Source organism: Pseudomonas sp. SWRI51 (assembly GCF_014268825.1).
GTDB lineage: Bacteria > Pseudomonadota > Gammaproteobacteria > Pseudomonadales > Pseudomonadaceae > Aquipseudomonas > Aquipseudomonas farsensis.
Genome location: NZ_JABWRG010000001.1, coordinates 88,502 through 108,505 on the forward strand (window position 1 = coordinate 88,502; position 20,004 = coordinate 108,505).

Here is a 20,004-nt window from a genome sequence, read left to right on the forward strand (position 1 = left end):
AAAAGCAGCTTTACATGCATTCTGTGGAAGATCACCCAGCCGTTTGGGCTGCGCTTTCGCGCAGAGAGCTGGGCGGCGTGGGAGCGGGCTTTGCTCCGCGATGGGCCGCAAAGCGGCCCGGCAAGCCCTCGCGCGTCAACTCTCCAGCGCTGCTGGCTGGCTTTGACAGCCACACCCCATTCGCGGGACAGTCCCCTCATTGCGCTGTTGCTGAAACAATACCTATAAAGGAGCACCAGATGTCCGCGTCTTCCGCAAGCCCCGCAATACGCTTGCCCTTCGATGAGCTGCAGCAACTGTTAGGGGCCATTTTCCAGCACCATGGCTGCAGCGAGAAAGTGGCCGCTGCACTGGCCTGTAACTGCGCCAGCGCGCAACGCGATGGCGCCCATAGCCATGGGGTATTCCGCATGCCCGGCTATGTTTCGACGCTGGCAAGTGGCTGGGTCAACGGCCAGGCAGAGCCCAAGGTAACCGATGTGGCTGCAGGCTATGTGCGGGTGGACGCCGCGGGTGGCTTCGCTCAGCCGGCACTGGCGGCGGCGCGCCCGTTGCTGGTGAGCAAGGCGCGCAGTGCCGGCATCGCGGTGCTGGCCATCCACAATTCCCATCACTTCGCTGCCCTGTGGCCAGATGTCGAGCCGTTTGCCGATGAGGGGCTGGTTGCCCTGAGCGTGGTCAACAGCATGACCTGCGTGGTCCCCCACGGCGCGCACAAGCCATTGTTCGGCACTAACCCGATTGCCTTCGCCGCCCCGTGCGCCGGCCATCCGCCGATCGTGTTCGATATGGCCACCAGCGCCATGGCCCATGGCGATGTGCAGATCGCCGCCCGCGCCGGGCAGGCCTTGCCTGAGGGAATGGGCGTCGATGCCGACGGCCAGCCGACCACCGACCCGCAGGCGATACTGGACGGCGGCGCGCTGTTGCCGTTTGGCGGCCACAAAGGCTCGGCGCTGTCGATGATGGTCGAGCTGCTGTCGGCAGCCCTGACTGGCGGCAATTTCTCCTGGGAGTTCGACTGGGCCGGCCATCCAGGCGCAAAGACGCCCTGGACCGGGCAACTGATCATCGTTATCGACCCCAGCAAGGCCGAGGGCGAGCGCTTTGCCCAACGCAGCCGGGCGATGGTCGAGCAGATGCACGCCGTGGGGCTGACGCGCCTGCCCGGCGAGCGGCGTTACCGCGAGCGCGAAATCGCGAGCAGGGAAGGGGTGGCGTTGAGTGCAGAGGAACTCGCCGGGCTGAACGCGCTGCTGCGCTGAGCGGGCCTTTGCAGCCCTGCACCCAGCGCCTTGCACATCAGTGATGTTCCTCGCGCCGCACAGCGGGTATGCTCCGTGCAGCCTTTCCCGAACTGTCCTGATTTCCAAGGAGCTGCACGCTGTGTTCAAACATGTCGATGCCTATGCCGGCGACCCGATCCTCTCGCTGATGGAGACTTTCAAGGCCGATCCCCGTGCCGACAAGGTCAACCTGAGTATCGGCCTGTATTACGACGAAGCCGGTGTAGTGCCGCAGTTGGCGGCGGTGGCCCAAGTTGAGCAACGCCAGGCCGGCCAGCCACACGCAGCCTCGCTGTACCTGCCAATGGAAGGCCTGGCCGCCTATCGCCAGGCCATCCAGGCGCTGCTGTTCGGTGCCGACCACCCGGCAGTCACCGCCGGTCGCGTGGCCACCGTGCAGACCGTCGGCGGCTCCGGCGCGCTGAAAGTCGGCGCCGACTTCCTCAAGCGCTACTTCGCAGGCTCCGAGGTTTGGGTGAGCAACCCAACCTGGGACAACCACCGGGCAATTTTCGAGGGCGCGGGCTTCAAGGTGAATACCTACCCGTACTTCGATGACGCCACCCGCGGCGTCGACTTCGACGGCATGCTGGCCACGCTGAACACCCTAGGTAAAAACAGCATCGTGCTGCTGCACCCGTGCTGCCACAACCCAACCGGCGTAGACCTCGACCAGCAGCAATGGCAGCAAGTGGTCGAAGTGGTCAAGGCTCGCGAGCTGATCCCGTTCCTTGACATCGCCTACCAAGGCTTCGGTGAAGGCCTGGTCGAAGATGCCTTCGCCATCCGCGAAATGGCCCGTGCCGGTGTGCCGTGCCTGGTGAGCAACTCGTTCTCGAAAATCTTCTCGCTGTACGGCGAGCGGGTCGGCGGTTTGTCGATAGTCTGTGACGACGTGGCAACCGCAGGCAGCGTGCTGGGCCAGCTCAAGGCTACTGTCCGGCGCAACTACTCGAGCCCGCCTGCGTTTGGTGCGCAGTTGGTGGCGGGTGTGCTGGGTGATGCCGCGCTCAACGCCCAGTGGGCGGCTGAGGTCGAGGTCATGCGCAAGCGTATCCTCGACATGCGTCAGGGCCTGGTTGACCTGCTCGGCGAGCTGCTGCCTGGCGAGGACTTCCAGTTCTTCCTGCGCCAGCGCGGCATGTTCAGCTACACAGGTTTCAGTGTCGAGCAGGTGCGTCGCCTGCGTGACGAGTTCGGCGTTTACCTGATCGACAGCGGCCGTGTGTGCATGTCGGGCCTGCGTCCGGCCAACCTGCGCCAGGTTGCTGAAGCCTTTGCGGCGGTGCACCAGAAGGGCTGAGCCACGGGGCAAGCCTGCATTGGCCTCATCGCAGGCTGTCGCCAGCTCCCACAGTTCGAACTTGCTCAGCCTTGATGTCGGGGGCTGGCCCAGAACCTGTGGGAGCTGGCGCTAGCCTGCGATAAGGCCGGTGCAGGGTTTCACGCTTCTCAGCTCTGAAACCCGCTTTGTTGTACAGACAAGTGCAACCGCCCTTCGGACAGGGCTTCCCCAAGTGCAACCTTTGCATGCACAATCGCGCCCCTCTTTATCCGGTTGAGTTGTGCGAATCGTTTGTTTCGCCATTCTCAGCCTGTTGCAGTCTTGCGAGTGGAGCGTCACCCGGAATGAATGAGCAGGCCTCAAGCGTTGAGCAACGCTTTACAGAATCGACACCCGCCACCCTTGGCGATTGGTCGCGTCACGACACTACCTGGATGCTGGGCCTGTTCGGCACAGCCATCGGCGCCGGCACCTTGTTCCTGCCGATCAACGCCGGCCTGGGCGGTTTCTGGCCGCTGCTGATCCTCGCTGCACTGGCGTTCCCGATGACCTATTTCGCCCACCGCGGCCTGACGCGCTTCGTGCTGTCTGGGCGCAGCGATGGCGACATCACCAAGGTGGTCGAGGAACACTTCGGCATTACCGCCGGTGCAATGATCACCGTGCTGTACTTCTTTGCAATTTTTCCGATCCTGCTTATTTATAGCGTGGCCCTGACCAACACCGTCAGCAGCTTCCTGGAGCACCAACTGCACATCGCGCCGCCACCGCGTGCGCTGTTGTCATTCGTGCTGATTCTGGGCCTGCTGGCCATCGTGCGCTGCGGCGAGCAGGCCACGGTGAAAGTCATGAGCCTGCTGGTGTATCCGTTCATCGTCGCGTTGGCGCTGCTGGCGCTGTACCTGGTGCCGCACTGGACGGGCGGTATTCTCGACACCGCGACCCAGGTGCCGACCGGCTCGGCGTTCCTGCACACCGTGTGGCTGGCTATTCCGGTGATGGTGTTTTCGTTCAACCATTCACCGATCATCTCGGCCTTTGCCGTGGACCAGAAGCGCCGCTATGGCGACCACGCCGATCAGCGCAGCGGCCAGATTTTGCGCCGTGCGCACCTGTTGATGGTGCTGATGGTGCTGTTCTTTGTATTCAGCTGCGTGCTCACCTTGAGCAGCGTTCAGCTGGCCGAGGCCAAGGCGCAGAACCTGTCGATCCTGTCCTACCTGGCCAACCATTTCGAGCAGCCGACCATCGCCTTTGCAGCGCCCCTGATTGCGTTCATTGCCATTGCCAAGTCGTTCCTGGGCCACTACATCGGTGCCAGCGAAGGCCTCAAGGGCATGATCCTCAAGACCGGCCTGCGCCCAGGCGCCAAGGCCATGGACCGCACCGTCGCTGCGCTGATGCTGGTGGTGTGCTGGATCGTCGCCACCCTCAACCCAAGCATTCTGGGCATGATCGAATCGCTCGGCGGCCCGATCATCGCGGTGCTGCTGTTCCTGATGCCGATGTACGCCATCCGCCGCGTACCCTCGATGCGCAAGTACAGTGGCGCGCTGTCCAACCTGTTCGTTGTGGTCGTCGGCCTGGTTGCGCTGACCTCGGTGGTTTACGGCTTGCTGGCCTGACGTATCGTTGCTGTAAGACATGTCCGGGTGTGCTGTAGCCACCCGGACATTTTTTTGTCCACAGGAATTGTCCGGCAATAAAACAATTTCCCCTCTGCTTATAGGCACTTGCACGCCTTCATGCTTAACTCTGGTTCCTTTTCCCCACCTCGCATGAAGGATTTCGCAATGGCTCAAGTGACTCTCAAAGGCGGCCCGGTACAAGTCAACGGCACCCTGCCACAGGTTGGCGCCCAGGCACCTGCTTTCTCGCTGGTTGCTGGCAACCTGGCTGACACCTCGCTGAAAGATTTCGCCGGCAAGCGCAAAGTGCTGAACATCTTCCCAAGCGTCGACACCCCAACCTGCGCCACCTCGGTGCGCAAGTTCAACGCCCAGGCCAACGACGTGGCCAATACCGTGGTGCTGTGCATCTCGGCCGACCTGCCATTCGCCCAGGCACGCTTCTGCGGCGCTGAAGGCCTGGAAAACGTGAAGAACCTGTCGACCCTGCGTGGCCGCGAGTTCCTCGAAAACTACGGCGTTGCCATCGCCGACGGCCCACTGGCCGGCCTTGCCGCCCGCGCCGTCGTGGTGCTGGATGAAAACGACAAGGTGCTGCACAGCGAGCTGGTTGGCGAAATTGCCGAAGAGCCGAACTACGACGCCGCACTGGCTGTCCTGAAGTAACGGCTTCTGCCACGGCGAGTTCGCCTGTTACTCGCTGATAACGGCCCGGAACCTGTTCCGGGCCGTTTTCGTTTAAAGTTCACACCCTTGGCATCGTCAGCCGAAGGTAAATCACTGGTAAAGCTCCTTTGCTTATCCAATGCCAGTGCTTATCGTTCACCCTCGCCACGCCCGTCCTTTTCTGAACAAGGTTCGTTCGACCCATGCAAGTGTCCAATTCCCGTACCTCTCGTCGCTGGCTGTTCGGCCTGCTGATCCTGCTGCTGGTGGCCCTGCTGGCCTGGTGGCTGTGGCCCGCAACGACTGCTGACCAGCATGCCCCTGGTGGCCGGGCGGGCAAGGGCGGGCGGCCAGGGTTCGGCGCTTCGGCAGACCCGGTGCCGGTACGCGTCGAACCTGTGAAAGTCGGCGATTTCCCGCTGTACTACAAGGCGCTGGGCACCGTTACCGCCACCAACACGGTCAATGTGCGCAGCCGGGTGGCAGGGGAACTGGTGAAGATCCACTTCAAGGAAGGCCAGCAGGTCAAGGCCGGCGACCTGCTCGCCGAAATCGACCCACGCCCGTACCGCATCGCCTTGCAACAGGCCGAAGGTACCCTGGCGCAAAACCAGGCACAGTTGCAAAACGCCCAGGTGGACCTGGCCCGCTATAAAGGCCTGTACGCCGAAGACAGCATCGCCAAACAGACCCTCGACACCGCTCAGGCGCAGGTTGCGCAGTTCCAGGGGCTGGTCAAGACCAACCAGGCGGCAGTCAACGATGCCCGCCTGAACCTCGACTTCACCCAGATTCGTGCACCTTTGAGCGGCCGTCTGGGCCTGCGTCAGCTCGACCTGGGCAACCTGGTTGCGGCCAACGACACCACCGCGCTGGTGGTGATCACCCAGACCGAGCCGATCAACGTCGCTTTCACCCTGCCTGAAACCGAGCTCGATACCGTGCTCGAACGCTACCGCAGCGGCGCAAGCCTGGCGGTCGAGGCCTGGGACCGTGGCGACCGCAAGCTGCAGGCCAGCGGTGTGCTGGGCAGCCTCGATAACCAGATCGACACCACCACTGGCACTTTGAAATTCAAAGGCACGTTCCAGAACAAGGACCATGCGCTGTTCCCCAACCAGTTCGTCAACGTGCGCCTGCTGGCCGACACCCTCAAACAGGTGGTACTGGCCCCGGCAGCGGCTATCCAGTTTGGCAACGACGGCACCTTCGCCTATGTGGTCAACCAGGAGAACACGGTGAACATCCGCAAACTCAAGGTGGGGCCGAGCGATGGTCAGAACAGTGTGATCCTCGAAGGCCTGGCCGCAGGCGACCGGTTGGTGCTCGAAGGCACCGACCGCCTGCGTGAGGGCACCAAGGTCGAGGTGGTCGAAGACAGCGCGCAAGTGCCGACCACCCCTGGCCAGCACTTGCAGGGCCAGGACGCCAAAGGCTCGGCAGACAGCGCTGAATCGGGCAGCAAGGCTGGCGCATGAACCTCTCTCGCCTGTTCATCCTGCGCCCGGTCGCAACCACGCTGAGCATGCTGGCCATCGTTCTGGCTGGCCTGATTGCCTACAAGATGCTGCCGGTGGCAGCCTTGCCCCAGGTCGATTACCCGACCATCCGCGTCATGACCCTGTACCCCGGCGCCAGCCCGCAGGTGATGACCAGTGCTGTCACCGCGCCGCTCGAACGCCAGTTCGGGCAAATGCCGGGCCTGGAACAGATGGCCTCGACCAGCTCCGGCGGCGCCTCGGTGCTGACCCTGCGTTTCAGCCTCGACATGAACATGGATGTCGCCGAGCAGCAGGTGCAGGCGGCCATCAACGCGGCCAGCAACCTGCTGCCCAGCGACCTGCCGGCGCCGCCGGTGTACAACAAGGTCAACCCGGCCGACACCCCGGTGCTGACCCTGGCCATTTCGTCGAAAACCATGCCGTTGCCCAAGCTCAACGACCTGGTCGATACCCGTGTTGCGCAGAAAATCGCGCAGATCAGCGGCGTCGGCATGGTCAGTATCGCCGGCGGTCAGCGCCAGGCGGTACGCATCAAGGTCAACGTCGATGCCCTGGCCGCCAATGGCCTGAACCTGGATGACGTGCGCACCTTGATCGGCGCTTCCAACGTCAACCAGCCCAAGGGTAACTTCGATGGCCCGACGCGGGTGTCGATGCTCGATGCCAACGACCAGCTACGTTCGCCCGAGGAGTACGCCAACCTCATCCTCAAATACAGCAACGACGCGCCGTTGCGCCTGAGGGACGTCGCCGAAATCGTCGACGGTGCCGAGAACGAGCGCCTGGCCGCCTGGGCCAACAAGAACGAAGCGGTGCTGCTGAATGTCCAGCGTCAGCCGGGTGCCAACGTCATCGATGTGGTCGACCGCATCAAGCAGATGCTGCCGTCGATCACCGACAACCTGCCCGCGGGCCTGGATGTCAGCGTGCTGACCGACCGTACCCAGACCATCCGCGCAGCCGTGCGCGACGTGCAGCATGAACTGCTGTTCGCCATTGCCCTGGTGGTCATGGTGACGTTCCTGTTCCTGCGCCGGGTCAGTGCCACCATCATTCCCTCGATTGCAGTGCCGCTGTCGCTGATCGGCACCTTCGGGGTGATGTACCTGGCGGGCTTCTCGGTCAACAACCTGACCCTGATGGCGCTGACCATCGCCACCGGCTTTGTGGTCGATGATGCCATCGTCATGCTGGAGAACATTTCGCGCCACATCGAAGAAGGGCAGACGCCGATGCAGGCGGCGCTCAAGGGCGCCCGGCAGATCGGCTTCACCTTGATCTCGCTGACGTTCTCGCTGATCGCGGTGCTGATTCCGCTGCTGTTCATGGCCGATGTGGTCGGGCGCCTGTTCCGTGAGTTCGCCATCACCCTGGCAGTGGCCATTCTGATTTCGCTGGTAGTGTCCCTGACCCTGACGCCGATGATGTGCGCGCGGCTGCTCAAGCGTGAACCCAAGGAAGAGGAGCAAAGCCGCTTCTACCGCGCCAGCGGCGCCTGGATCGATTGGCTGATCAAGCACTATGCCACCGGCCTGACCTGGGTGCTCAAGCGCCAGCCGCTGACCTTGCTGGTGGCGGTGGCAACCCTGGCGCTGACCGTGGTGCTGTACCTGATAGTGCCCAAGGGGTTCTTCCCGGTGCAGGACACCGGTGTCATCCAGGGCATCTCCGAAGCGCCCCAGGCCACCTCGTTCGCCGCCATGAGCCAGCGCCAGCAGTCCTTGGCTGATGTCATCCTCAAGGACCCGGCGGTGCAGAGCCTGTCGTCGTATATCGGCGTCGATGGCGACAACGCCACGCTCAACAGCGGTCGCCTGCTGATCAACCTCAAGCCCCATGGCGAGCGCGATGTCAGCGCCGCCGAAGTGATCACCCGGCTGCAGCCGCAGCTCGACCGGCTGGTGGGTATCCGCCTGTTCATGCAGCCGGTGCAGGACCTGAGCATCGAGGACCGGGTCAGCCGCACCCAGTACCAGTTCAGCCTCAGCTCCCCAGACGCCGAGATGCTGGCCGAATGGTCGGGCAAACTGGTGCAGGCGCTGCAGCAGCGCAGCGAGTTGCAGGATGTGGCCAGCGACCTGCAGGACAAGGGCCTGCAAGTGTACCTGGTGATCGACCGGGACATGGCCAGCCGCCTGGGCATCAGCGTGTCGCAGATTACCAACGCGCTGTACGATGCGTTCGGCCAACGGCAGATTTCCACCATCTATACCCAGGCCAGCCAGTACCGCGTGGTGTTGCAGTCGCAGACCGCCGCCAGCCTTGGCCCCAAGGCCCTGGAATCGGTCCATGTGAAAGCCGCAGATGGCGGCCAGGTGCGCCTGTCGGCGCTGGCGCGTATCGAACAGCGCCAGGCGCAACTGGCCATCTCGCATATCGGCCAGTTCCCGGCGGTGATGATGTCGTTCAACCTGGCCCACGGCTCGTCGCTGGGCGAGGCGGTGCAGGTGATCGAGCAGGTGCAGAAGGACATCGGCATGCCGCTGGGCGTGCAGACGCGCTTCCAGGGCGCCGCCGAAGCGTTCCAGGCCTCGCTGTCGAGCACCTTGCTGCTGGTTCTGGCGGCCGTGGTCACCATGTATATCGTGCTGGGGGTGCTGTACGAAAGCTACGTGCACCCGGTGACCATCCTGTCCACGCTGCCCTCGGCGGCGGTGGGGGCGTTGCTGGCGTTGCTACTTAGCGGCAATGACCTGGGCATGATTGCCATCATCGGCATCATCCTGTTGATTGGTATCGTCAAGAAGAACGCGATCATGATGATCGACTTTGCGCTTGAGGCCGAGCGCAACCAAGGCATGAGCCCCCAGGATGCGATCTACCAGGCGGCGTTGCTGCGCTTCCGGCCAATCCTCATGACCACGCTGGCGGCCTTGTTTGGGGCGGTGCCGCTGATGCTTGCCACCGGCTCCGGCGCCGAGCTGCGTCAGCCGCTGGGCCTGGTGATGGTCGGCGGGCTGTTGGTCAGCCAGGTGCTGACGCTGTTCACCACGCCGGTCATCTACCTGTACTTCGACCGCCTGGCACGCCGTTGGCGCCCGGCAGCGGACATGCAGAAGGCTGACGCATGAACCTGTCCGGCCCATTCATCCGCCGCCCGGTAGCAACGATGCTGCTGAGCCTGGCGATCATGCTGCTGGGGGCGGTGAGCTTCAACCTGCTGCCGGTGTCGCCGTTGCCGCAGATGGACTTCCCGGTCATCGTGGTCAGCGCCAACCTGTCTGGCGCCAGCCCTGAAGTGATGGCTTCCACCGTGGCCACGCCGCTTGAGCGCAAGCTGGGCAGCATCGCCGGCGTTACCACGCTGACCAGCAGCTCCAACCAGGGCTCGACTCGGGTGATCATCGGCTTCGAGCTGGGCCGCGACATCGACGGTGCGGCCCGTGAGGTGCAGGCGGCCATCAACGCCTCGCGCAACCTGTTGCCCAGCGGCATGCGCAGCATGCCCACCTACAAGAAGATCAACCCTTCGCAGGCGCCGATCATGGTGCTCTCGCTCACCTCAGCGGTGCTGGCCAAGGGGCAGTTGTACGATTTGGCCGACACCATTCTGTCGCAGAGCCTGGCTCAGGTCAGCGGGGTAGGGGAAGTGCAGATCGGCGGCAGCTCCTTGCCTGCCGTGCGTATCGAACTGGAGCCGCAATTGCTCAACCAGTACGGGCTGGCCCTGGACGATGTGCGCACAGCGGTTGCCAATTCCAACCAGCGCCGGCCGATGGGCTTTGTCGAAGACCAGGAGCGCAACTGGCAGGTGCGTGCCAATGACCAATTGGAAAAGGCTGAAGACTACAAGCCCATCGTCATTCGCCAGCAAGACGGCGCCATTCTGCGCCTGTCCGATGTAGCCAAGGTCAGCGATGGCGTCGAAAACCGCTATAACAGCGGCTTCTTCAACGACCAGGCCGCGGTGCTGCTGGTGGTCAACCGCCAATCCGGCGCCAACATCATCCAGACCGTCGAGCAGATCAAGGCGCAGATCCCGGCCTTGCAGTCGCTGCTGCCGGCAAGCGTCAAGCTCGATATCGCCATGGACCGCTCGCCGGTGATCAAGGCCACCTTGAAAGAGGCCGAACACACCTTGTTGATCGCCGTGGTGCTGGTCATCTTGGTGGTCTACCTGTTCCTCGGCAACTTCCGCGCCTCGCTGATCCCAAGCCTTGCGGTACCGGTGTCGCTGGTCGGCACCTTTGCGGTGATGTACCTGTGCGGGTTTTCACTGAACAACCTGTCGTTGATGGCGCTGATCCTGGCTACGGGCCTGGTGGTGGACGATGCCATCGTGGTACTGGAGAACATCTCGCGGCACATCGAAAACGGCGAAAACCCCATGAGCGCCGCCTACAAGGGCGCCAAAGAGGTTGGTTTTACCCTGCTGTCGATGAACGTGTCGCTGGTGGCAGTGTTCGTCTCGATCCTGTTCATGGGCGGCATCGTGCGCGGGCTGTTCAAGGAGTTTTCCATCACCTTGGCAGCGGCGATCATCGTTTCTCTGGTGGTGTCGCTGACCCTTACGCCGATGCTCTGTTCACGCTGGCTGAAGGTGCATGGGCCGCAGCAACAGACGCGCCTGCAACGCTTCAGCGACCGCATTCACCAGCGCATGGTTGACGGCTATGACAAGAGCCTGGGCTGGGCGCTGCGCCATCGCCGCCTGACGCTGTTGAGCCTGTTGGCGACCATCGTGCTCAATGTGGTGCTGTATGTGGTGGTGCCCAAAACCCTGATGCCGCAGCAGGACACCGGCCAGTTGCAGGGCTTTGTGCGTGGCGACGACGGCCTGTCTTTCAGCGTTATGCAGCCGAAGATGGAAATCTACCGCCGGGCGCTGCTCAAGGACCCTGCGGTGCAAAGCGTGGCGGGGTTCATCGGCGGCAACAGCGGTACCAACAATGCCTTCGTGCTGGTGCGCCTGAAACCCATCGGCGAACGCAAGGAAGATGCACAGAAAGTGATCGAGCGCCTGCGCAAGGAGCTGCCGAAGGTGCCCGGTGGGCGTTTGTACCTGATGGCCGACCAGGACTTGCAACTGGGCGGTGGCGGCCGTGACCAAAGCACCTCGCAGTACCTCTATACCCTGCAGAGCGGCGACCTTGCGGCGCTGCGCGAGTGGTTCCCGAAAGTGGTTGCCGAGCTGCGCAAATTGCCCGAACTCACCGCTATCGACGCCCGTGACGGTGCCGGCACCCAACAGGTGACCTTGGTGGTCGACCGCGACCAGGCCAAGCGCCTCGGCATCGACATGGACATGGTCACCACGGTGCTCAACAACGCCTATAGCCAGCGGCAGATCTCCACCATCTACGACAGCCTCAACCAGTACCAGGTGGTGCTTGAAATCAACCCACGCTATGCCTGGGACCCAAGCACGCTGGAGCAGGTGCAGGTGATCACCGCCGAGGGGGCACGGGTGCCGTTGTCGAGCATTGCCCGCTATGAGAACACCCTGGCCAACGACCGCGTCAGCCACGAGGACCAGTTTGCTTCCGAGGACATCGCTTTCGATGTCGCTGAAGGCTACAGCCCGGACCAGGCCATGGCGGCGCTGGAGCGTGCGGTGGCCAAGCTTGGCTTGCCGGAGTCGGTCATCGCCAAGCTTGGCGGCACCGCCGATGCCTTCAGCAAGACCGCCGAAGGCCAGCCATTCATGATCCTGGGTGCCTTGTTGCTGGTGTATCTGGTGTTGGGCATTCTCTACGAGAGCTACATTCACCCGTTGACCATCCTCAGCACCTTGCCCTCGGCCGGGGTCGGGGCGTTGCTTGCGCTGTACCTCACCGGCGGGCAGTTCAGCCTGATTTCGCTGCTGGGGCTGTTTCTGCTGATTGGTGTAGTGAAGAAAAACGCCATTCTGATGATCGACCTGGCGCTGCAACTTGAGCGCAACGAGGGCTATTCGCCTGAAGAGTCGATCCGTCGCGCGTGTTTGCTGCGCCTGCGGCCAATCCTGATGACCACGCTGGCGGCAATGCTCGGCGCGCTGCCGTTGCTGCTGAGCAGCGCCGAGGGCGCCGAAATGCGCCAGCCGCTGGGCCTGACCATTCTTGGCGGGCTGGTGTTCAGCCAGGTGCTGACGCTCTATACAACGCCTGTGGTCTACCTGTACCTCGACCGCCTGCGCCACCGTTTCAACCGTTGGCGCGGCGTGCGCACCGACGCTGCCCTGGATACCCCGCTATGACTTTTGCCCATTCTCCACTGCACCGTGCCCTGCAAATGCTCACTGCGGGTCGCGGTTCGCGCCTGGCAGGCGCCGGCCTATGCCTGGTGATGCTCAGCGCCTGCACCCTGAGCCCTGACTACCAGCGCCCTGAACTCGCCACCCCGGCGCAGTTCAAACAGGCCGAAGGCTGGACCCAGGCCAACCCGTCCGACGCCATTGCCCGTGGGGCCTGGTGGGAGCTGTATGGCGATGCCCAGCTCAATGCGCTGGTCGAGGAGCTAAACCGCAGCAACCAGACCGTCGCACAGGCCGAAGCCCAGTACCGCCAGGCCCAGGCCCTGGTGCGCAGCAGCCGCGCTTCGCTGTTCCCGTCCCTTGAGCTGTCTGCCGGCAAGACCCGCTCGGCGCAGGGCACCGGCAGCTCCAGCTCGAGCCTGTCGAACAACAGCAGCGGCATCCGCGACACCTACAACGCCCAGTTAGGCGTGAGTTGGGAAGTCGACCTGTGGGGCAAGCTGCGCGAAACCCTCAATGCCAACCAGGCCAGCGCCCAGGCAAGCCTTGCCGACATGGCGGCTATCCGCCTGAGCCAGCAGTCGGAGTTGGTGCAGAACTACCTGCAACTGCGGGTGATTGACGAACAGAAGCGCCTGCTCGAAGCCACCGTGGCCGCCTACGAACGGTCGCTGAAAATGAACCAGAACCAGTACCGCGCAGGGGTTGCCGGCCCGGATGCGGTGGCGCAGGCGCGTACCCAGCTCAAAAGTACCCAGGCCGACCTGATCGACCTGGCCTGGCAGCGCGCACAGTACGAAAACGCCATCGCGGTACTGATGGGCAAGGCACCGGCCAATTTCGCCCTGGCGGCCACCCAGAGCATCCCGACGCTGCCGCAGATCCCTGTGGCGCTGCCGTCGCAATTGCTGGAAAGGCGCCCCGACATCGCCGCTGCCGAGCGCAGCGTGATGGCCGCCAATGCCAATATCGGCGTGTCCCGCGCGGCGTACTTCCCGGACCTGTCGCTGAGCATGAGCGGCGGCTATTCCAGCAGCAGTTTCAACAACTGGATCGAACTGCCCAACCGCTTCTGGTCGGTCGGCCCGCAGTTGGCGCTGACCCTGTTCGACGCCGGCAAACGCAGCGCCGAGGTGGACCGCACGGTGGCCGTCTACGACCAGACCGTCGCCCAGTACCGCCAGACCGTGCTGGACGGGTTCAAGGAGGTCGAGAACTACCTGGTGCAGTTGAAGGTGTACGCCGATGAAGCCGTGGTGCGCCAAGAGGCGCTGGAGGCTGCCCGCGAATCGTTGCGGTTGACCGAGAACCAGTACAAGGCCGGGCTTATCGGCTATCTGGACGTGGTCAACGTGCAGACCACGGCCCTGAGCAACGAGCGCAGTGCGCTGACGCTGCTGCAGGGGCGTTTGCTTGCCAGCGTGCAGTTGATTGCGGCATTGGGTGGGGGGTGGGATGAGCAGCGGGCGTTTGCCGCAGAACAAGCAGACTGACCCCCCCATCGGTGCCGGTTCGTGTCAGGAGCCGGTACCTTGGATGCCTCTGGCCCGCAATTGTGCTGAAGGGATAGAGGCAAGGTCTTTGATTGTTTTTTGCTCGATGAGTGTATTCCAATCGCTCGATCTGCAAAGAGCTTGGCGCTACGTTGAATTAAGTCTGACGGGGATGTTTTTTAGTCGGGTTATCTTTTTGAGCGTGTTCGTTTCAAATCTATATTCTAGTCTGTGGAGGGTGATCTTTATTCTTTTCTCTTGATGGAAGCCATTCTGCTAAGCCAAGAACTTGCTAATCCACGTTGGCGTGGATTGAGTTCGTGTTTGACATAGATTGAAGACGCAGATCGTCCGGCCTGCCTCGCTGTAACGATTTCTCTTCTGATTTCGTTGGTTTTTTCTAAAGTAAGCGGCTTCCATGGCTGATCGTTTTTGTCTATCACTTCTAATATGGCGCTGGCAGTGGCCGCCGATATCTGATCTACACTACGATCCCCACGGCTTCTCCTAGCGTAGCCCTGAGGTTCAGCGTTCGGTTGCGGAGCGGGGTGACTAGGTTGAACTACTGGTCTAGGAGTCTCTGCGCGGGGTGGACTCACAGGTCTAGGAGTCACTGCGCGGGGTGGACTCACTGGTCTAGGAGTCACTGCGCGGCTAGTATTGGGCGAGGTTGATTGATGGGGCATTTGGACATAATCGGGAGTGGAAAAGATATCGTTGATATGAGGCGACGGTGACCTAGAGCGAGAGAGTGTGTTGCTGGAAATCGGGGATACCGATCTACTTCTAGGTGGTGTGATGAGCGATGCTGATGAACGACTGGGTCTTAGCATAAAGCCTGATGGATCAGAGTAATTGACAGGGTCTGCGCCACAATAGCCATAGCTGTTGATGTCGCCTGCGCCGAAAGGGCTATATGAAAAATCTGGGCTGTAGAAGCGCATCAATATAGTACTAAAAATACGTACACCATTTCCTAGAAGATAAGCATGTGGGAAAAAAATGCGCAGTTGCCCGGTGAAGCCTTGTATAGTTGCGTCATCGTTCCTGCTGTAGCCGTAGGGTGTGTAAGCAACTGGCAGAGCACCCAATGCCAACGGACAAATCGGAGACTCCATGGCATCGCATCCGAGTAATGCGTACACCGTCGAAGATTGATACTGTATGGCCTGCGCCAAGGGCATCGACCCAGATCGGAACAGTTGGATCTTCTGCCTTTCGTCAATCAATGTTGTGGGTTGTTCGCCTAAATAGAACACCGAAACTCTGTCAGCCATGGGGGCACCCCCACCCGGGTAAGTGTCGTTTCAGTTTGAACAACTCTAGCCTCAACCGAAACTGGCAAATCTATCAGGCGACCGCCGCACAAAAGCGTTAGTCGTTTCAGGCGAGCTATCAATACCTCGATTCACCCAGCCTTGCGCAAGGTCAAGTTGATCCGTCGCTCGCCCAGGCGCGGATGCACGCCAGGCTTGACCGGCATCACTCCATGAAAGCGCAGCCGGTCTTCGCCGCCCCACACCAGTATGTCCCCATGATTGAGGGCGATACGTTGGGGCCGATCACCGCGTTGCAGGCCACCGAACAGAAACACTGCCGGCAGCCCCAGAGAAATCGACACGATAGGCTGGCTGACGTCTTGTTCGTCGCGGTCCTGGTGCAGGCTCAGGCCAGTGCCGGGCAGGTAGTGGTTGATCAGGCAGGCGTCAGGCACAAAGCCTTCAAAGCCGGCCTGTGTAGCAGCGGCGCTGGCCAAGGCCAGCAGTACCGGGGGCAGGGCAGGCCAGGGCGCGCCGCTTTGTGGGTCGAGTGCGCTGTAGCGGTAGCCACGCTCATCACTCACCCAGCCCAACGCGCCGCAGTTGCTAAGGGCCACGGCCATGCTGCGCCCCCCGGGGGTCAGCATATGGCGCCAAGGCGCGGCCCTGAGCACTGGCCGCAGGGCGTCAAGCAGCGGTTCGGTCTGCGCCACGGCGAACCCTGGCAGCAGCACCGTATGGGCGGCTAGTTGCTGCGGTGCAGGGCCAAACAGGTCGAGATCAGGTTGAATCATGGCACTGGCCAATTGCTCGATAAGACTGCGAAGGCAGTTTACCCCACGGCTTACGGCCACCCAAGGGCCGACTGGCGGACCAACATTCTGGCGGGTGAGGGCCAGGCTGCTGTAGTCGGGCGCCCGACTGTCTGCTGGCGCTGATTCATTTCGACCCTTTACAGGTGCCTGACGCTCTACCTAGAACAATGACAACGAGGGTAGATCGATGAAAAGACGAGGCGAGGTCTATCGGCAGTGGTGCGACGTGATTCTGCACCACCAAATCCACGAAGAAACCCTGGATGACGGCACCTGCATAGAGGTCCAGGGTCGCTTGTCACGCACAGGCGCAACGCAATTGTTCATTGGCGTGTATCGCGCCGATGGCGCTGTGGTGTGCGAGCGTGCATACACCCAGCGGCCCGGTGAGAGTGTCAGCCGGGCAATGGTCTGGGGAGTGGGCTACGCCCGGCGCAAGGCAACTGCGGCCCCGGTCATCAGGGGCGTCGCAAGCATTGGTATTTGAGCGGCCTCAAGCCTGCGGGGGCGTGCAGTCATCTTTGTCAGGGCAACCCCCCGCCAGAGCGCGATATTCCTTGCGCAGTTCGCGCAGCGCCTTGCTGTCCATAGCTTCGAGGTCTAGTACCGAGCGCTGCGCCGATTTCGATGCGCGGATCAGTTCGTCGAGTTTCACATGAATGATGTCGTTGTCGCGGTTCTGGGTGTTCTGGATCAAAAACACCATGAGGAAGGTGACGATAGTGGTCGAGGTGTTGATGATCAACTGCCAGGTATCGTTGTAATGGAACCATGACCCCGATACCGCCCACATGATGATCAGCATAATTGCGATGAAGAATGTACTGGGGCGGCCGGCCTGGTTGGACAGCCATTGGCAGAATTGCGCGAACTTCATGAGCTACCTCCGTGGGGTCGTTCAATAGTCGGACCACGACGTGGCACAGAAATCTTTTTTAACATTCGACTGCAATGAGTCGGGTCAAGGGGAGTACGAGCATGATTCACTTGGGTTGCGCGGGCTGGAGTTTGTCACGCCAGCATGCCCATGAGTTTGCCCAGCACGGCAGCCATCTGCAGCGCTATGCCTCGCGTTTGAATGCGGTTGAGATCAATAGCTCGTTCTATCGCCCGCACCGCCCTGAAACCTATGCGCGCTGGGCGTCGTCGGTGCCCCCGATGTTTCGCGTCTCGGTGAAGGTGCCTAAGGCGATCACCCATGTTCAGCGTCTGCAGGGTTGTGAGGCGCAGCTCGATAGCTTTCTGTCGCAATGTGGCGAGCTGGGCAGTCGCCTGGGCTGCCTGCTGGTGCAACTTGCGCCCTCGCTGAGTTTCGATGCGCCTACGGCTCAGCGGTTTTTCGACGCACTGCGTCAACGCTATGATGGCCCTGTGGCAGTCGAGCCCAGGCATCACAGTTGGCAGGCGGCTCAGGCGCTGTTGCACGACTTGCAAGTCGCCCAGGTGGCGGCGAGCCCCGCGCGTTTTGCCAGCGATGCGCAGCCCGGCGGATGGCCGGGGCTGGTCTACTGGCGTTTGCATGGCGAGCCGCGCCTCTATCACAGTGAATATGAAGCAACATTTGTGCAGCGACTGGCCGAGCAGCTGCGCGCCAGCCAAGCCGCAGGCGTACCCACATGGTGCATTTTCGATAACACCGCCTCAGGGGCGGCCTTGGCCAACGCATTGCAACTGCAACGCTGCTTGCAGCGAGGCAGTTAAATCAAACTTTTGCGGCAGGTTCGGGTTCTTCTGAAAGACATCAAGCCCATCAGGAGAGCGTTATGAACCGTACCGAAAGCAAAGCGGCCGACAAAGTGCCTCGGCCGATTTCTTCCGAGCAGGCGCAGCGTGGCGAGGGTTCCCCTGACCCAGTGCTGGAGCGTCCAGAACCGGGTACCGAGACCGTGGACAAGGTTATTACGCCGACCTCGATCAAAGAGCAGGAAGAGCAGGCAGAAGCGATCAAGCGGCAGTTGGCAGAGGTTGAAAACAAAACGCACCGTTGAGTCAACACGGTCAATGGAGGAGCGGCCTTGTGCCGCGAAAGGGCTGCAAAGCAGCCCCAGCGATTCTGCATGATTTGCAGATCATAGGGGCTGCTGCGCAGCCCTTTCGCGGCGCAAGGCCGCTCCTACAGACGCCGTGCCCACCTTGGTTTCAGCGCCGGCCACGCAAGCAGGCCAGCACCACGGATGCACCTACCAGCACAAGCGCACCTGCCACCCACAAGCGCGACACGGCTGGCGTGCGCTGGCGCCCACCAGCCTGCCCAGCGTCCGTTTCCGGCGCCAGCCCTGCGTCGGCGTCACCGCTGCCTTGTGCACTATCACCCGCCACCGGCTCGGCGTCTTCAGGGGGCCACTGTTTGAGACGAGAAACCTCAAGGCGGGTGCCGTCAACCAGCGTTAACACCAGGTTCTCGATATTACCCGCTGCGCGGTTGGGAAATACCGGTTCGCCGGTCGGGTCCAGCGCGTCGTAGATGAATCGGGTCCCTTCAAGCCAGCCGACGGCGGTGAGTAGTTCCGGGCCCAGGTAGTACTTGCCGTCCAGGAAGAACCCCGGGAAAGGGTGCACACGCTCCGTATTCTCGATGCGATAACGCTCACCCGGGCGCATGCCGGTTGCCAAGTCAATCATGGCCGCGCCCCTCCAAAATCGCCCAGCGTGCCAGAGGCGGCACCGGGCACCAGAATGACCTTGCGGCAGTCGTCCTGCTTCTGGTCGAACAGTTTGTAGCCCAAGGCCGCCTCCTCAAGCGCCAGGCGGTGGGTGACGATCAACTCGGGGTGCAAGCGCTCAGCCTCGATATGATCGAGCAGCTCCGGGAGAAATTTCTGCACGTGGGTCTGGCCCATCTTGAAGGTCAGGCCCTTGTCGAACGCATCGCCGAACATGAAGGCATGGATGAACCCCGCATACACCCCCGGCACGCTGACCACCCCGCCACGGCGCACCGCTGCAATGCTCTGGCGCAACGCCTTGCCGCTGCTGCCTTCGATCTTCAGCGCCGTCAGCAGCGTTTCGGTGGTGCTGCCTTTGGCCTCAAAACCCACCGCATCGATGACCGCATCCACCCCGCGCATGCCCGGGGTCTGGCGGATGATGCTGTCGGCGGGGTCGTCGTCCTGGGTGAAATTGATCGGGATCACGCCATAGGTGTCGCGGGCGAAGGCCAGCCGGTAGTCGTTGTCGTCGACCATGAAGATGCTTTGTGCCCCCAGCATGCGCGCGCATGCCGCGCTCAGCAGGCCCACGGGGCCTGCGCCATAGATGGCAACCGTCGAGCCTTGGCCAATTTGTGCGTTGGTCACGGCCTGCCAGGCGGTGGGGAGGATGTCCGACAGAAACAGCACTTTATCGTCGGTCAGCGTGCCCGGCACCTTGAACGGCCCGACGTTGGCCTTGGGCACGCGCACGTAGTCGGCCTGGCCGCCAGGCACGCCGCCGTACAGGTGGCTGTAGCCGAACAACGCGGCGCCCGGCGGGATGCCTTTCTTGTTGATGATCGCGCCCCGGCCCGTATTGGTGGTTTCGCAGGCGGCGAACTGGTCGAGCTGGCAGAAAAAACAGCTGCCGCAGGCGATCACGAAGGGGATCACCACACGGTCGCCGACTTGCAGGTCGGTAACGCCGCGCCCGGTGTCCTCCACCACACCCATGAACTCGTGACCGAAGATATCGCCCGCTTCGGTATGCGGAATCTTGCCGTGGTAGAGGTGCAGATCAGAGCCGCAGATCGCGGTTGCAGTCACCCTGAGGATGATGTCGTCCTCATCCTGAATGATCGGGTCCGCGACGGTGTCGACCCTGACATCGTTGGCGCCGTGATAGGTCAGTGCTCGCATTGTTCTACTCCTGCAGAGGCCTGTTTTTGGGGTGGTCTGTACAGGGGAAGCCAATGGAGGAGGGA

The 20,004-nt window shown here is 62.1% G+C and carries 15 protein-coding genes and 1 pseudogene; 11 read left to right on the top strand and 5 right to left on the bottom strand.

Features of this window, described 5'->3' with window-relative positions; genetic code table 11:
• The first annotated feature begins 239 nt into the window (after window positions 1-239).
• From HU720_RS00450 to HU720_RS00485, 8 genes are all read left to right on the top strand, one after another.
• Entirely contained in the window at window positions 240-1,265 is a 1,026-nt protein-coding gene (locus HU720_RS00450) for an Ldh family oxidoreductase (protein ID WP_186516302.1), read from the top strand.
• Window positions 1,266-1,386: 121 nt separating this feature from the next.
• Complete coding sequence (locus HU720_RS00455) at window positions 1,387-2,589, top strand: aromatic amino acid transaminase (protein ID WP_186516305.1); 1,203 nt, start codon at window positions 1,387-1,389, stop codon at window positions 2,587-2,589.
• A 326-nt stretch (window positions 2,590-2,915) separates the two neighbouring features.
• Window positions 2,916-4,196, top strand: coding sequence for a serine/threonine transporter (locus HU720_RS00460; protein WP_186516308.1), 1,281 nt, complete (start codon window positions 2,916-2,918; stop codon window positions 4,194-4,196).
• 168 nt (window positions 4,197-4,364) lie between these two features.
• Window positions 4,365-4,865 carry a thiol peroxidase gene (gene tpx, locus HU720_RS00465; protein ID WP_186516311.1) on the top strand — a complete coding sequence of 167 codons (501 nt, stop codon included), beginning with the start codon at window positions 4,365-4,367 and terminating at the stop codon, window positions 4,863-4,865.
• Window positions 4,866-5,068: 203 nt separating this feature from the next.
• Window positions 5,069-6,343, top strand: a complete 1,275-nt coding sequence (locus tag HU720_RS00470; RefSeq protein ID WP_186516314.1) for an MdtA/MuxA family multidrug efflux RND transporter periplasmic adaptor subunit — start codon at window positions 5,069-5,071, stop codon at window positions 6,341-6,343.
• Entirely contained in the window at window positions 6,340-9,438 is a 3,099-nt protein-coding gene (locus tag HU720_RS00475) for an MdtB/MuxB family multidrug efflux RND transporter permease subunit (protein WP_186516317.1), read from the top strand. Before HU720_RS00470 ends, HU720_RS00475 begins: the two co-directional genes overlap by 4 nt.
• Complete coding sequence (locus HU720_RS00480) at window positions 9,435-12,545, top strand: efflux RND transporter permease subunit (protein ID WP_186516319.1); 3,111 nt, start codon at window positions 9,435-9,437, stop codon at window positions 12,543-12,545. Before HU720_RS00475 ends, HU720_RS00480 begins: the two co-directional genes overlap by 4 nt.
• Complete coding sequence (locus HU720_RS00485; protein WP_186516321.1) at window positions 12,542-14,035, top strand: efflux transporter outer membrane subunit; 1,494 nt, start codon at window positions 12,542-12,544, stop codon at window positions 14,033-14,035. The genes HU720_RS00480 and HU720_RS00485 overlap by 4 nt, the downstream gene beginning before the upstream one ends.
• Window positions 14,036-14,280: 245 nt before the next feature.
• Here the strand turns inward: HU720_RS00485 and HU720_RS00490 are convergent, their stop codons facing one another.
• Both HU720_RS00490 and alkB read right to left on the bottom strand, forming a co-directional pair.
• The gene (locus HU720_RS00490) at window positions 14,281-15,312 is read right to left on the bottom strand and encodes an RHS repeat-associated core domain-containing protein (protein WP_186516322.1); all 1,032 of its coding nucleotides are present in this window, start codon (window positions 15,310-15,312) and stop codon (window positions 14,281-14,283) included.
• A gap of 131 nt (window positions 15,313-15,443) precedes the next feature.
• Window positions 15,444-16,088 carry a DNA oxidative demethylase AlkB gene (gene alkB / locus HU720_RS00495; protein WP_186516323.1) on the bottom strand — a complete coding sequence of 215 codons (645 nt, stop codon included), beginning with the start codon at window positions 16,086-16,088 and terminating at the stop codon, window positions 15,444-15,446.
• A gap of 208 nt (window positions 16,089-16,296) precedes the next feature.
• Here alkB and HU720_RS00500 point away from each other — a divergent pair, with 208 nt between their 5' ends.
• Window positions 16,297-16,596: a hypothetical protein gene (locus HU720_RS00500; RefSeq protein WP_186516324.1), complete on the top strand. Its 300-nt coding sequence runs from the start codon at window positions 16,297-16,299 to the stop codon at window positions 16,594-16,596.
• Between the two features lie 6 nt (window positions 16,597-16,602).
• On the opposite strand, the gene HU720_RS00505 is transcribed toward HU720_RS00500, so the two are convergent.
• On the bottom strand, window positions 16,603-16,986 hold the full coding sequence (locus HU720_RS00505; RefSeq protein WP_186516325.1) for a low affinity iron permease family protein: 384 nt from the start codon (window positions 16,984-16,986) through the stop codon (window positions 16,603-16,605).
• Between the two features lie 101 nt (window positions 16,987-17,087).
• On the opposite strand from HU720_RS00505, the gene HU720_RS00510 reads away from it, so the two are divergent.
• The gene (locus tag HU720_RS00510) at window positions 17,088-17,810 is read left to right on the top strand and encodes a DUF72 domain-containing protein (protein ID WP_186516327.1); all 723 of its coding nucleotides are present in this window, start codon (window positions 17,088-17,090) and stop codon (window positions 17,808-17,810) included.
• Between the two features lie 62 nt (window positions 17,811-17,872).
• Window positions 17,873-18,097, top strand: a complete 225-nt coding sequence (locus HU720_RS00515) for a hypothetical protein (protein WP_186516328.1) — start codon at window positions 17,873-17,875, stop codon at window positions 18,095-18,097.
• Between the two features lie 361 nt (window positions 18,098-18,458).
• On the opposite strand, the pseudogene HU720_RS24140 reads toward HU720_RS00515, so the two are convergent.
• Both HU720_RS24140 and HU720_RS00525 read right to left on the bottom strand, forming a co-directional pair.
• A pseudogene (locus HU720_RS24140) lies at window positions 18,459-18,731 on the bottom strand (short-chain dehydrogenase); the annotation flags it as partial.
• Window positions 18,728-19,939 (bottom strand): zinc-dependent alcohol dehydrogenase, encoded by a 1,212-nt coding sequence (locus HU720_RS00525; protein WP_186516339.1) that lies wholly within the window; start codon window positions 19,937-19,939, stop codon window positions 18,728-18,730. The gene HU720_RS00525 and the pseudogene HU720_RS24140, both read right to left, overlap by 4 nt.
• Window positions 19,940-20,004: the final 65 nt, after the last annotated feature.